Origin of the sequence: Micromonospora sp. NPDC050686 (assembly GCF_040654475.1) — a bacterium.
In the GTDB taxonomy this organism is placed as follows: Bacteria; Actinomycetota; Actinomycetes; order Mycobacteriales; family Micromonosporaceae; genus Micromonospora.
Genome location: NZ_JBFAID010000009.1, coordinates 95,345 through 108,427, shown reverse-complemented (window position 1 = coordinate 108,427; position 13,083 = coordinate 95,345). Strand labels below are relative to the sequence as shown.

10 protein-coding genes are annotated in these 13,083 nt (G+C 72.5%); 3 read left to right on the top strand and 7 right to left on the bottom strand.

What is annotated here, in order from left to right; translation table 11 throughout:
* Positions 1-239 precede the first annotated feature (239 nt).
* Positions 240-677 carry a VOC family protein gene (locus AB0H57_RS10130; RefSeq protein ID WP_357504671.1) on the bottom strand — a complete coding sequence of 146 codons (438 nt, stop codon included), beginning with the start codon at positions 675-677 and terminating at the stop codon, positions 240-242.
* 144 nt (positions 678-821) lie between these two features.
* Between AB0H57_RS10130 and AB0H57_RS10125 the strand changes: the two genes are divergently transcribed.
* Positions 822-1,775, top strand: coding sequence for a YafY family protein (locus tag AB0H57_RS10125; protein WP_357504669.1), 954 nt, complete (start codon positions 822-824; stop codon positions 1,773-1,775).
* A gap of 22 nt (positions 1,776-1,797) precedes the next feature.
* On the opposite strand, the gene AB0H57_RS10120 is transcribed toward AB0H57_RS10125, so the two are convergent.
* The 4 genes from AB0H57_RS10120 to AB0H57_RS10105 form a co-directional block, all read right to left on the bottom strand.
* Positions 1,798-2,469, bottom strand: a complete 672-nt coding sequence (locus tag AB0H57_RS10120) for a hypothetical protein (protein ID WP_357504667.1) — start codon at positions 2,467-2,469, stop codon at positions 1,798-1,800.
* 39 nt (positions 2,470-2,508) lie between these two features.
* Positions 2,509-3,093, bottom strand: coding sequence for a TlpA disulfide reductase family protein (locus AB0H57_RS10115; protein ID WP_357504665.1), 585 nt, complete (start codon positions 3,091-3,093; stop codon positions 2,509-2,511).
* Positions 3,090-3,524: a hypothetical protein gene (locus AB0H57_RS10110; RefSeq protein WP_357504663.1), complete on the bottom strand. Its 435-nt coding sequence runs from the start codon at positions 3,522-3,524 to the stop codon at positions 3,090-3,092. Before AB0H57_RS10110 ends, AB0H57_RS10115 begins: the two co-directional genes overlap by 4 nt.
* A gap of 72 nt (positions 3,525-3,596) precedes the next feature.
* Positions 3,597-5,651: a M6 family metalloprotease domain-containing protein gene (locus AB0H57_RS10105; RefSeq protein WP_357504661.1), complete on the bottom strand. Its 2,055-nt coding sequence runs from the start codon at positions 5,649-5,651 to the stop codon at positions 3,597-3,599.
* 293 nt (positions 5,652-5,944) lie between these two features.
* Between AB0H57_RS10105 and AB0H57_RS10100 the strand changes: the two genes are divergently transcribed.
* The gene (locus AB0H57_RS10100) at positions 5,945-7,180 is read left to right on the top strand and encodes a helix-turn-helix domain-containing protein (protein ID WP_357504659.1); all 1,236 of its coding nucleotides are present in this window, start codon (positions 5,945-5,947) and stop codon (positions 7,178-7,180) included.
* Between the two features lie 40 nt (positions 7,181-7,220).
* Here AB0H57_RS10100 and AB0H57_RS10095 read toward each other — a convergent pair whose 3' ends face one another.
* The gene (locus AB0H57_RS10095) at positions 7,221-9,140 is read right to left on the bottom strand and encodes a Xaa-Pro dipeptidyl-peptidase (RefSeq protein WP_357504657.1); all 1,920 of its coding nucleotides are present in this window, start codon (positions 9,138-9,140) and stop codon (positions 7,221-7,223) included.
* Positions 9,141-9,524: 384 nt separating this feature from the next.
* Between AB0H57_RS10095 and AB0H57_RS10090 the strand changes: the two genes are divergently transcribed.
* Positions 9,525-11,972: a M14 family metallopeptidase gene (locus AB0H57_RS10090; RefSeq protein ID WP_357504655.1), complete on the top strand. Its 2,448-nt coding sequence runs from the start codon at positions 9,525-9,527 to the stop codon at positions 11,970-11,972.
* 42 nt (positions 11,973-12,014) lie between these two features.
* Here AB0H57_RS10090 and AB0H57_RS10085 read toward each other — a convergent pair whose 3' ends face one another.
* Positions 12,015-12,941, bottom strand: coding sequence for an ion transporter (locus AB0H57_RS10085; protein ID WP_357504653.1), 927 nt, complete (start codon positions 12,939-12,941; stop codon positions 12,015-12,017).
* Between the last annotated feature and the right edge of the window lie 142 nt (positions 12,942-13,083).

Here is a 13,083-nt window from a genome sequence, read left to right as displayed (position 1 = left end):
TGGGCCGTGAGCAGGGGTAAGGTCCCGTCCCCGCTTCCACAGTGGCGGTGGCCAGGCTGGCCGGCACGGCCGAACACCGCCTGCGCCGGATGATCTCCTCCCTGGCCGGCCGCAGCTGTCGAAGTACGTGCGCCGACGCCGCATCGACGTCGTCCGGAGCGAGGACGACCAGCGGGAGCACCGCGACCGCGACCGATCGGGCGGGCCGGCTGAGGTCAGCCGGCCCGCCGCGGCGGTGTTCAGTCGAGGCAGAATTCGTTGCCCTCGGGGTCGGCCAGCACGATGTGCCCGGCCTCCAGGGGCGGGGCGGGCTCGTGGCGGCTGAGCCGGGCGGCACCGCGGGCCACCAGCCGCGCGGCCTCGGCCTCCAGCGCCGTCAGCCGGGCGTCGCCCTGCAGCCCGGGGGCCGCTCGCACGTCCAGGTGCACCCGGTTCTTGGCCTGCTTGCCCTCCGGCACCCGCTGGAAGAACAGCCGCGGCCCGCGGCCCTCCGGGTCCACCACCGCCGAGGCGTCGTTGCGCCGCTCCGGTGGCACGCCCATCGCCTCCAGCGCCTGATCCCACGTCTCGAAGCCCGGCGGCGGATCCTGCACCCGGTAGCCGAGCGCATCGGCCCAGAACGCCGCCAACCCCGCCGGGTCGGCGCAGTCGAAGGTGACCTGCACGTCGCGTGCCATCTCAGCTCACCTCCCGTCGGAACTGGTCGCGGGCCTGCCGGGGACGGTGGCGGAGCTCGGGGCTCCGGATCTGGCTGGTCATGTCGGTCAGCCTCTCGCGGATCGCGGACAGGATCGTTCCTCGATTCGTGCAACGATCGGCGGGTGACCGTGGAGGCGACGACCGAACGGGTGCTGCGGCTGCTGGCGCTGTTGCCGCGGCGACCGTCCTGGACCGCCGCCGACCTCGCCGCCGAGCTGCGGGTCACCGACCGCTCGGTACGCCGCGACGTGGAGCGGCTGCGCGCGCTCGGCTACCCCGTGCACGCCACGTCGGGCGTCGGCGGCGGCTACCGGCTCGGCGCGGGCGCCCGGCTGCCGCCGCTGCTGCTCGACGACGAGGAGGCGATCGCCACGGCGGTCTCCCTGCGGCTGGCGGCCGGCGGCACGGTCGCCGGTGCGGGCGAGGCCGCGCTGCGCGCGCTCACCAAGCTCGACCAGGTGCTGCCGGCCCGGCTGCGCGCCGAGGTACGCGCCGTGCACGACGCCACGGACACCCTGGCCGGCCCCGGGATCGAGATCGACGCGGAGCTGCTGGTGACCCTCGCGCGGGCCTGCCGCGACGCCGTACGGGTGCGGTTCCGCTACGCCGGGCGCGACGGCGACCCGGGTGAGCGCACCACCGAACCGGTGCGGATGGTCACCACCGGCCGCCGCTGGTACCTGATGGCCTGGGACGTCGACCGCGCCGGCTGGCGTACCTTCCGGCTGGACCGGATGCGCGAGGTGGTGACCACGACCTGGCGCTTCCGGGCCCGGGAGCATCCGGACCCGGCCGGCTACGTGCAGCGGTCCGTCGCCGAGGCGCCGTACCGGTATCTCGCCCGGGTACGGGTGCACGCCCGGCCCGAGCGGGTACGGGAGCTGGTGCCGCCCCAGGTGGGGCGCATCGAGGACGACCGCGACGGGTGGTGCGTGCTCGTCGTCGGCGGGGACGATCTGGAGTGGCTCGCCGGGCACGTGGCCCGGCTGGGCTTCGAGGCGCAGGTGCTGGAGCCGGCGGAGCTGCGGGCGGCGGCCGCGCGGCTCGCCGGCCGGCTCAGCGCGCTGGCCGGCTGAGCGTACCGTCGGGCCGGGCGGCTCACCCCATCGCTTCGGCGTACTCGGCGTCGGTGGCGCCACGCCACCGGCCCGTGGCCGGATCCTCCACCAGCCACGGCTGGTGCAGCCGGCCGTCCACCCACCGCCCGAACCACTCCGCGACGTCCATCTGCTGGCGGAACAGCGGCGACACGCCCTTCGGAGCCGGGTTCGGGTCGGCGCCCCACACCTGGCCGTCGGCGAGGTCCAGCAGCGAGGTGACGCCGCAGCCCCAGTCGCACAGGGACAGCGGGATCCGGGGCCCGTCGCCCGCCTCCGGGCCGGCCGGCGCGGGCAGCACCCCGGCCGGGTTGCCGTGGCCGCCACGCAGGCCGATCAGGCCGGCACCGGGGCCGAAGCCTCCGTTGCCCAGGTCGAGGTAGAGCCGGCGCAGCAGCGGCGGCAGCGCGACGCCGGCCGCCGTCTCGGCCTCCTCGACCGCGGCGAGGGGCGCCGGGGTGAGCGGCGGCAGCGGGTCGAGCCAGCCGCGGGCGAGGGCCTCGGCGTACTCCGGGGTGCCCCGCGAGTAGGTCCGGCGGCGCACCCCCTGCTCGGCCCGGGACAGCGGCCCGAGGTCGAGGCCGACCCCGACCCGGCCCGGGCGGTCGTCCAGGTACTCCCCCGCGGTCACCAACCGCGCCAGTGCCGCGAAGACCTCGTCGTCGCCGTACATGGCAAGGGATTGTGCAGGACGGGTCGGACACCCGGCGGCTCAGGGGGCCAGCACCAGTTCCTTCAGCCGGGCGTCGAGGGTCGGCGCGTCCACCCCGCCGGTGAAGCCGCGCAGCAGCTTGCCGCCCTTGCCGACCAGCACCACCGCCGGTGGCTCGCGGACGGCGTAGGCGAGGGCGACCCGGCCGTCGTCGTCGAGCAGCACCGGGTACTCCACCCGGTGCGCCCGCAGGTAGCGCTGCACGTCTTCGGGCTTGTCCTGCCCGGCCACGCCGACGAAGACCACCCGGTCGCCATGGTCGCGGGCGAGCTGGCTGAGCGCGTCCTGCCGCTGCTCGCAGACGCCGCACCAGGAGGTGAAGAAGACCAGCACGACCGGCCGGTCGGCCCACAGTTGGGCGAGGTCGACGGTGCTGCCGTCGGTGAGCCGGCCGGTGACCCCGGGCGCGCCGGGGGCCCCGGGCGGCGCCGGCCGCAGGGCCAGGCCGGCCGGCGCCGGGCCGGGCAGCGCCGCCGCCCCGCCGGCCACCGGCTCGGGCCGCGCCGGTTCGTCTCGCGCCGCGGAACAGCCGGTGGCCGCCAGCACCGCGGCCACCGCGAGGGCGGCCAGGCGTACGCCCCTCACGACGGCACCACCGCGACCAGCGCCGGCCCCTCGCTGTCGTTGGGGGTCAGCGCGACCGCCGGCCGGTCGTCGACCACCAACCGGTACGCGTCCCGCCGTGCCACCTGCACCGGCACCCGGAACTCGCAGTACGTCGGCACCTTCGCCACCTCCAGGTCCTCCTCGAACGTGGGCACCGACCGTCCCGTGGACAGCGCGCCCTCGGCGAGGGTGTGCCCGTCGGCGTCCACCACCCGGAACGGCGCCCGGTTGTGGAAGTGGGTGTACGGGCCGGTGCCGGCGCAGTCGACGCCGACCGGCCGGATGTTGATGTCGCGGACCAGCACCCGCACGGTCATCGCCGAGCGGGCCTCCTCCTCGTCACCGCCGCATCCGGCCAGCGCACCGGCCAGCAGCACCGGCGCGCACAGCGCCGCCAGCAGCCGTCTCATCTCGTCCTCCGCTGGATGGCCGGGGCCGGGGCGGTGCGTCCGGCACCGCCCCGGCCACGGGGTAGCCGTGCTCTACAGCAGCGCGCGGGGCCGCTCGACCCGGCACTGGCTGGTCACGGTCTTGGACGGGTCGCTCTCCGAGGTGGCGGTGAGCGTCACCAGGGTGGTCGCCGCCGCGTCGGCGGTGGCGCCCACCGACACGTCCACCGAGGTGGACTTGCCGAACTCGGCGGTGGCCAGCTCGTTGGGCAGCTGCACCTTCCACCCGGCGGCGCCGACGCTGGCCGACAGCCGGTAGACGTCGGACGTGAGGTGACCGCTGACGTCCTCCGGGTGCTGGGCGTCGGAGGCGACGTAGCTACCGGTGTTGGTCAGGTCGAAGGTGCAGGTCGCGCCCCCGCGGGCCGGCTGGCCCCGGGTGATCAGCTGCCCCTTGGACAGGGCCACGCCGTGCTGGCTGGGCCCGGCGCCGTCCAGCGACCGCACCGCCACCGTGTACGACAGCACGCCGTCGCCGTCGCGGCGCAGGTTGAGCACGTAGAAGTGCAGCCGGTTGGCCTCGTCGACGAACTCGTACTCGCTGCCGGAGTCGGCGCCGGCGTGGAACAGCGCGTCGGACAGCTGCCGGTAGTCACCCATGGTGATCTTCTGCGGGGTGCCGTCCGGCCGGTAGAAGTCGACCATGTCGATGTCCTGCGGGTTGGCGTCGACCACCCACTGGAACGGCGCGCTGTCGGCGTTCTTGGTCTTGCTGATCAGCACGCCGCTGTCCGGGGTGAACGAGTCGGCGCCCATCCGGTCCACGACCTCGACCGTGTAGTTGTTGAACCGGCCACCGTCGCAGAGCGGGTCGGTGCTGGTGCTGCAGGCCGGCGAGCGGTCCGCGTTCATCGCGATGTTGAGGCCGGTCAGGCCGCCCTGTCCGGCGTCCACCGCGCGGGCGGTGATGTCGGCGACGACCAGCCCGGAGGCGGCCAGCTCCTCCCGGGACAGCCGCAGCACGTGCTCCTCACCGATCAGCTTGATCTTCATCTTGTCACGCAGGGTGTGCAGGGAGCCCAGTGAGCCGCCGTTGACCGGGGGGATCTGCCAGCGGGTGTGCGGACCGCCCGGGCCGTTGAACGACCCGCGCGACATCATGCTCCAGATGCCGGTGTACGCGCGCCGCAGCGGCACCCCGTACGGGTTGTTGTAGTTGTCGCCGATGCTGAGCAGGTGGCTCAGCTCGTGGGCGTACACGCCCATTCCGGAACTCTCCGCCTGGGTGGAGGAGCCGCCGCCGGCGTTCGGCCAGATCGTTGCCGCGGCCTTCCACGAGGTCCAGTCGACGTAGCGGGTCTTCGCCCAGTTCGGCAGGTTCGGGTCCGGCGGGCCCCACGCGTCGGGCACGTCCTCCTTGTTCTGGAACATCATCTGCCCGAACTCCTGCCAGGTCGACGACTCGTCCTGGCCGGCGGAGAGGATGAACACCAGCTCGAAGGAGTTGGCCACCTCTTCGCCCACGGCCGCGCGCCAGGCGCCCAGGCCGTCGGTGCGGATGTTGCGGGCGCAGGCCTCACCGGTCGGGCAGGCGCCCGGGTTGAAGCCGTTGTCGATGCCGTACTGGTACGACTTCGACGGCATCCGGAACGGGCCGAACCCGGTCAGGTCGACGCCGTAGCGGCCGCCCGAGTCCTCCATCCAGTACTCGTGCAGGGTGTGGCCCCGGTTCAGCCCACCCGGCTTGTTGAGGAAGTCGGTGTAGAACCCGGCGACGTTCTCGCGCGGGATGTTGGCCGCGCTGGCCTGCGGGTTGCCGAACACCGACGACCCGGCCGGCTTGGTGATCTCGAACGGCTGGTCGGTGTAGTCCAGGGTGACCAGCGCGATCTTGAAGTTGCGGACCGAGCCCTTCACCGCCGGGTCGGCCCAGTTGGTGTTCGGGACGGCACGGTAGTCGTCCCAGGTCATCGTGTCGGGGTTCTGCCAGTTCTGCGGGTCGAGCGCCTGGAACGGTGCGCGTGCGCCGGACGCCTCGTCGGGGGCGGCGGCGGCCGGACCGGCCGCCGCGGACGCGACCAGTGCGGTGGCGAGCGCGGTGGCCAGCACGGATCGCCGCACCGCACGTCTGGTGGGCAGAAGGTGCATCGAGTCACCTCTCAGGGTGGATGGAGGGGGTGGGAGAGCGGCCGGCCACGGCGTGCCTCCGTGCGTGATCACTCCCCGGGACGAATCTAGGAGCGGGCCCCGCGCCGGTCACCGTGCAGATGTCGGCACGTCCACCGGCGGTTTTCGACACGTGCAGGAGGGCATATCCACCCGGAGGACGGTTGCGCGCCGCCCCGAGGTCAGCAGAAGGTAAGCCAACGGTCCTGCCGAACCCCGCGCGCCGGACCCGATCTTCAGGTGTCGTGGGGACACCGGGATGACCGGGAGAGCAAGTGCAGACAGAGTTGCAACACATCGTCGACACCATGGCGGCCCGGGTGGGCCGGCCCGCGTTGATCGAGGACCGCCGGCAACGGGTCGTCGTCTACAGCGAACACACCGGCCTGATCGACGACGTCCGGCGGACCTCGATCCTGCGCCGGCACACCACGCCGGAGGTCATCGCCTGGTTCCGGGACGTGGGGATCATGGACGCCCGCGGGCCGGTCCGCACCCCCGCCTCCCCCGAGCTGGACCTGCTGCCCCGGGTCTGCGTGCCGATCCGGCACCAGGACCTGCTGCTCGGCTTCGTCTGGTTCATCGACCACACCGGCGACATGAGCGACGCGGACATCGTCACCGTCACCGAGGCGATGCCCGACCTGTCGCTGGCGCTGTACCGGGAGAACCTGCTCGGCGAGTTGACCTCGCAGCGGGAGGCGGAGGCGGCGCGTACCCTGCTCGCCGACGCCCCGGAGACCCGCTGCGAGGCGGTCCGGTCGCTGCTCAGCGACGGGGTCATCGCCGGTGACGGCGAGGTGACCGCCCTGGTCGCGACGCTGGTCGGCACCCGCGAGGAGCCGGTCGACGAGCCGGCCCGCATCGCGCTGGAGCACACCCTGGTCGCCACCCGCCGCTGGGTGGGGCCGCGGGAGGCGCTGCATCTGGTGCGGCACGACCACGGCGTGCTGCTGCTGTGCTGCGGGCGCGGTGGCGGCGGCGGCCGGGTCACCACGGAGGCCGCCGCCCGGCACCTCGGGCAGACGCTGCGCAGCGCCAGCCAGGGCCTGTCGTCGGTGTCGCGCACCGTGGTCGGCATCGGCGAGCCGCGCCCCCGGCTGTACGACACCGTCTCCTCCTACGAGGAGGCGTTGCAGGCGGCCCGGGTGGGCGCCCGGCTGCCCGCCCTCGGCCCGCTGGTGTCCTGGGCCGATCTGGGCATCTACCGGGTGCTGTCCCGGATGGACACCCGGGAGCTGGGGGCCGCGGCGGTGCATCCGGGGTTGGCCGGGCTGTTCGCCGAGGAGGCCAGCCAGGTGCTGCTGGAGACCCTGGAGACCTACCTGGACCTGGCCGGTAACGCGCACGCCACGGCGAAAAAGTTGCGGCTGCACCGCACCACCCTCTACTACCGGCTGCAACGCATCGAGCAGCTCGCCGAGACCGACCTGAAGGACGGCAACGAGCGGCTCTGCCTGCATCTGGCGTTGAAACTGGCCCGGCTCAACGGCGACCGGCCGGACCGCTGACCGGCGGGGGCGCCTGCGATCAGGCGCCCCCGCCGTCCGCCTACAGGCCGGCCGCGACGGCCGCGCCGCGACCGCCGACGATCGGCAGCTCGATGCGGCTACGGTCGAAGTGGACCGTGATGTCGGCGCGGGTCTGCTTGGCCCGGCTGCTGTAGCCGGAGTACGAGCCGAGCAGCACCACACCGATCTGGTGACCGGCCTCGAAGACGTAGTCCTCCGGCATCAGCCGCACGTCGACCTCGTTCTTCGCCCCCGGGACCAGTGGCGTCGACACGCTCAGCGAGTCGAGGTTGAGCCCGTCGACGATGCCCTTGGTGACCAGTTCCTGCGGGTTGCTGGCGACGTTCTTCGCGACCTGCTTGTAGCAGGCCTCCTCGGCGTGCCCGCCCCAGTTGGCCGACGCGCCCCAGCAGTCCTCGGTGGTGAGGGTGCGGACACCGTCACCGGTGGTGCTGAACCGCTCCCGGGTGCCGTAGTCGACCAGCAGGCCGGCGAAGCTGGTGTCCTCCCCGTTCACCGTCGCGTTGATCTTCACGTACGGGGTGCCGGAGATGTGCAGCGGGGCCGTCAGCGGCTGCGACAGGTACACCAGCCGGTTGGCCTTGTTCGCCAGCGGGTCCGACGGGTGCCGGATCGCGTTGGTCTGGGTCATCGTGGGGGTGTCCTGGAAGGTCTCCGCCGCCTTGCCGGCGAACGGCTTCACCGACATCCCGCCGGCCACCGCGCCCTTGGCCGGCTGCAGCCAGACCTGGGTGGGCTGGGTGTGCGGCAGCGGCCACGACTTCGCGGTCTCCCACACGTCGGGCAGCCGCTCGATGTCGGCCATCGGCTCGCTCATGATGCCGTTGTCGATGCCCTGCAACCAGAAATCGAACCAGCGGTGCAGGGTGTTCACCCACTCGGCCCGTCGGAAGTCGAACGGGTCGATGTGCCCGGTGCCGGTCAGCCACAGCTTGCGCGGCACGTTCCGCTGGGCCAGCGCCTCCCACCACTTGCTGAAGTGGTCGGCGCGCACGTTGTCGTCGTTGATCCCGTGAACGACGAACACGCTGGCCTTGACCTGGTCGGCGTGCGGCACGTAGTCCCGCTCCGCCCAGAAGTCGTTGTAGTCGCCGGTGACGTCGTCGCCGTCCACGCCCAGCCGCGCCCGCACCGGGGCGCAGTACGCCCGCCGGTCCGGGTTGGTGACCGTGTTCGACAGGCTGCCCGAGTAGTTGTTCGCCCGGGTGACCAGGCCGTTGCTGCGGGAGTAGTCGTACCAGCTGGAGATCGCCGAGATCGGCACGATGGTGGACAGCCCGTCCACTCCGCTGGCCGCGGCGGCGTTGGCCAGCGTGCCGTCGTACGACTTGCCGATCATCCCGGTCTTGCCGTTGTGCCAGCCCGCGACGACCTCCTGGCCGGCGGCGTCGAAGCCCTTGCGGCGGCCGTTGAGCCAGTCGATGGCCGTCGGCGCGCTGATGTTGTCCGCCCGGCCACCGGTCACCGGGCAACCGGTCGAATTGTTCGTGCCGATCATGTCGAGCAGCACCACCGCGTAACCGCGGGGAACGAAATAATTGTCGTAGTACAACGGCCATTTGTCGTTCAGGCCGTCCCCGTCGACGTCCGCCTTGCATTCGGTCTCGTTGCCCCGGCAGACCGTCGAGTAGTACGGGCTGGCGTCCATCACCACCGGCACCCGCAACCCCTGGTCGCTGGCCGCCGGACGGATGATGTCCATGGCCACCTTGTCGAGAGCCCCGTCGCCGTCGGTGTCGACGTCGGACGTGACGAACACCCGCTGGCGGACGGCGTCGGCGTAGCCGAACACCGGCTGCGTCACCCCGTCGGCCACCACCACCGAGGTCGGCGCCCCGCTGGTCGTGGGCTGCGCCAGCGCGCCGGTCGCCGGCACTCCGGCGACCAGGGTCGCCGCGGCCACGATCGCCGCTCGCCAGCCCATCCTCGATCCGTGCATGTGTTGCTCCTCCTCCCCGCACCGGTACTGAACCAGCACGCCCCGGCGCTGACCGGGAGGAACGTGCGGCACCGGCGCGGCAGTTGGAGATGAACCTATGAACCGGATCGGGAGCGGTCATCGGACACCTGTTTCAGATGCGGGCCGCCCGCTCCTACGCCTGTCGCAACCGGTCGGAAACCCGCCTCAGCAGGCCGTTCGCTCATTGACAGCGCTGACGACGCCGGTAAAGGATGTGCGCACCCCGGCGCTTTCCGCGGCCCGGAATTGCGTTTGAGCGCCAATTCGCGGCCGCTATTCGCCACCTCACCGGCCACCGGGTACACCGCAACCCCGATGGTGCCCTGCCACCCCTTCGCGTCCACGTCCTCAGAAAGGGCCACCATGCGCGCTCCCCATCTGCCCGACCGGCGCTGGCGGCGGCGGCTACCCGCCGTCGCCGCCGCCGCCGTCTCCACCGTCCTGCTGGTCTCCCCCGCGTCCGCCGTCGCGCTGCCGGACGTGGTGCCGGCCGGCGCCGCCGACGTGGCGGCCGACCTCGGCCGCACCGCCGACGAGCAGGCCAGCGTGGTGGAGGTCCTGCTCGCCGACACCGCCGAACTGGACCGGCTCGTCGCCACCGGCGTCGACCTGGACCACGAGGTGTCCCGGACCGAGAACGGCATCGTCGCCCACGCCGTGGTGACCCCGAACGAGGTGGCCAACCTCAAGGCCAAGGGCTACCGGCTCGGCGAGACCCTGTTCAGCCCGGAGGACTCCACCGACCGGGTCGCCGAGCGCGACGCGACCATCAGCGAGCACGTCGCGGAGAACCGGGCGTTCACCGCCACCCTGGCGGCGGACCCGGCCGCCAGCGACGTGAGGATCACCCGCGCCGACTACTACACCTCTGGCACCAACCAGATCCTCTCCGTCGAGGCGAAGTGGGCGCAGGGCCAGACCTCCACCAGCGCGCTCACCGTGCAGCGCGACAGCGGCCCGGGCACCGCCATCGGCTCCGGCGGCTCACAGAACATCAGCCGCTTCGTCGACGCCGGCGTCTACCTCTACCACCGCGGCGCCGCCACGGTCACCGCCCGCCCGGACCGGATCCAGATCACCAGCCCCACCGGCGACGTCGCCACCGCCACCGTCAAGGAGTGGCTGCCGATCCCCGAGGAGAACCCCGAGGGCGCCGGCTACCAGAAGGACTTCATCACCAGCTACCTCACCCCCACCGAGCTGTACAACCGGATCAAGCAGCTCGCCGCCGCCTATCCCGACCTCGCCGAGATCGTCGAGCTGCCGTACCAGACCACCGGCTACCGGCGTAAGGCCCAGGCCGTCCTCGGCACCGCCAACGCCAGCCGCGTCGCCGTCGACTCGCGGGCCTGGGGACACCAGGGCGGCAACGACATCGCCGTCACCCTCGCCAACCCGGGCGCGGCCGACCGGCCGCTGAGCGTCACCGTCACCGGCACCGACATTCGCGTCGACCTGGCCACCAACGCCGCCGGCACGGTGACCAGCACCGCCGCCCAGGTCGTCGCCGCGCTCAACGCGCAGGCCGGCACGCTCGTGCAGGCCTACACCTACCGCGGCAACACCGGCACCGGCGTGGTCGCGCCCGCCGCGCGCACCCCGCTCACCGACGGACTGCGGGCGCCGGCCAGCGTCTCCCGCGACCCCCACCCGGTGTACGCGATCCGCATCGGCAAGGTCCGCGACGGCTCGAAGCCCGGCGTCCTGGCCTACGCGCAGGAGCACGCCCGGGAGTGGGTGCCGCCGCTGGTCACCATCGAGACCGCCGAGCGGCTGCTGCGCAACTACGCCCACGACGGCCGCACCAAGCAGCTGCTCAACAACCTCGACATCTGGATCGCCCCGTCGGTCAACCCCGACGGCGGGCACTACTCCTTCTACGACTTCAACTCCCAGCGGCGGAACATGACCAACCACTGCCCGCTGACCGGGTCGGCCGACGCGCTGGCCCGCAACTCGTGGGGGGTGGACAACAACCGCAACTACACCGAGTACAGCCTCTTCGACGGGTACTCCGGCGCGTCCAGCAGCTGCACCAGCGACACCTACGCCGGCCCCAGCGAGCTGTCCGAGCCGGAGAACAGGAACATCGACTGGCTGGCCAGCCGAGGCAACATCAAGTTCTCGATGAACCTGCACTCATCCGGCAACTACTTCATGTGGTCGCCGGGGGCGTACGCGCTGCCCGACCGGATCTCCGCCCCGCGCCCGACGCTGGCCCAGGAGTCGTTCTTCTGGGGCGCGTCGTCCCGGATCCTCACCGCGATCAAGCGGCACCGGAACATGGCCGTCACCCCGGCCCGCACCGGCCCGATCTCCGACGTGCTCTACTCGGCGGCCGGCAACTCCGGTGACATGCTCTGGTACAAGTACGGCATCTACGCCTGGAACTTCGAGGTCGGCACCTCCTTCCAGCCCGGCTGGGACGAGGCGCACGCCGAGACGATGGAGTTCGCCAACGGCCTCGTCGAACTGCTGCGGGTGGCCAAGGACTTCGCCGACGACAAGCAGCGCCCCGAGAGCACCCTCGTCGTACGGCCCAGCTCCAGCCCGGGCAACGTGAACGTGAGCTTCGAGACCACCGAGGCCGCCGCCGTCTTCTACACCCTCGACGGCGTCGCGCCCAGCTACTCGTCCACCCTCTACGCGTCCGCCGGGATCCGCGAGGGCGGCGAGACGCTGACCGTCCCGGCCGGCACCACCGTCCACTGGTTCTCGGTGGACGCCGCCGGCAACGTCGAGAACAACTACACCCCGAACGGCACCGCCAAGAACTACCGCAAGGGCAAGGCCGTCCTGGCCACCGGCTGACGACCGGCCGGGGGTGCGGCGTCCACGCCGCACCCCCGGCGCTCAGCCGCGATCGGCCATCCGCCGCTGCCCGTCCTCCCGGCCGATCCGCAGCTCCCGCTCCAGCTCCCCGACCACCGCCCGCAGGTCGTCCAGTCGCTGGCTGATCGCGATCCGGTCCAGCTCGTCCGGCACCCCGTCGCCGTCGACGTCGTAGTCCGGCGCCAGCCCCTCGGTCATCTCCAGCCGGCGGGCCTCCTCCATCGAGTTGACGATGACCGCGATCAGGATGTTCAGCAGCAGGTTCACCGTGATCAGCACGTAGCTGACGTAGTAGACGAGGGTCCACGCCGACACCGCCAGCCCCTGCTCGATCAGGTCCGGCAGCGTCTCCAGCGACAGCAGCACGAACAGCGTCAACAGCGACCGGCCGATGTCGCCGTACTCCTCCGGATAGATCTCCCCGAAGATCAGCCAGCCGGCCATGCCGTAGACGTAGAGCGTCACCATCGCCAGCGCCAGGAACCCGCCGACGCCGGGCAGGCTGCGCCACAACGCCGCGACGATCGTGCGCAACCCCGGTGAGAAGCGCACCAGCCGCAGCACCCGGGCCACCCGGATCACCCGCAGCAACGCCGAGTCGCCGTGCAACGCCGGCAGGAAGATCGCCGCGGTCACCACCAGGTCGAACACGTTCCACCCGTGGCGGAAGAAGTCCTGCGGCCGTCGCCCGTACGCCAGCACCCGGATCGCGATCTCCACCACGAACATGGTCCGGAACGCCCATTCCAGCCACCGCAGCACCGACCCCGCCGCACCCAGGTGCGGATACGTCTCCAGGCCCAGCACCGCCGCGTTCGCGCCGATCAGCACGATGATGGCGATCTCGAACGGACGCGACCGCGCCAGCCGCGCGCAGAACGCGGCCGGCCCGCGCGGTCGCGGGCCACCCGACCCACCCCGCTGGTCCGGCACGACCGAGCCGCTCACCACGCGGCGAACCTCGCCGGGCCGGACGCGGCGCCGGGCCCGGCGGCCGGAGGGACAGGGCGGGGCGGGGGTCCGGCGAGCATGCGGCTCAGCCTAACCAGGGCGCGGCCCGGCTCAGGTCCGGAAGCCGCCCCGGATCGAC

Coding starts and splice junctions, on each gene's coding strand:
- AB0H57_RS10130 (WP_357504671.1), bottom strand. CDS start 677: ATGGCACGCGACGTGCAGGTCACCTTCGACTGCGCCGACCCGGCGGGG.
- AB0H57_RS10120 (WP_357504667.1), bottom strand. CDS start 2,469: ATGTACGGCGACGACGAGGTCTTCGCGGCACTGGCGCGGTTGGTGACC.
- AB0H57_RS10110 (WP_357504663.1), bottom strand. CDS start 3,524: ATGAGACGGCTGCTGGCGGCGCTGTGCGCGCCGGTGCTGCTGGCCGGT.
- AB0H57_RS10105 (WP_357504661.1), bottom strand. CDS start 5,651: ATGCACCTTCTGCCCACCAGACGTGCGGTGCGGCGATCCGTGCTGGCC.
- AB0H57_RS10095 (WP_357504657.1), bottom strand. CDS start 9,140: ATGCACGGATCGAGGATGGGCTGGCGAGCGGCGATCGTGGCCGCGGCG.
- AB0H57_RS10090 (WP_357504655.1), top strand. CDS start 9,525: ATGCGCGCTCCCCATCTGCCCGACCGGCGCTGGCGGCGGCGGCTACCC.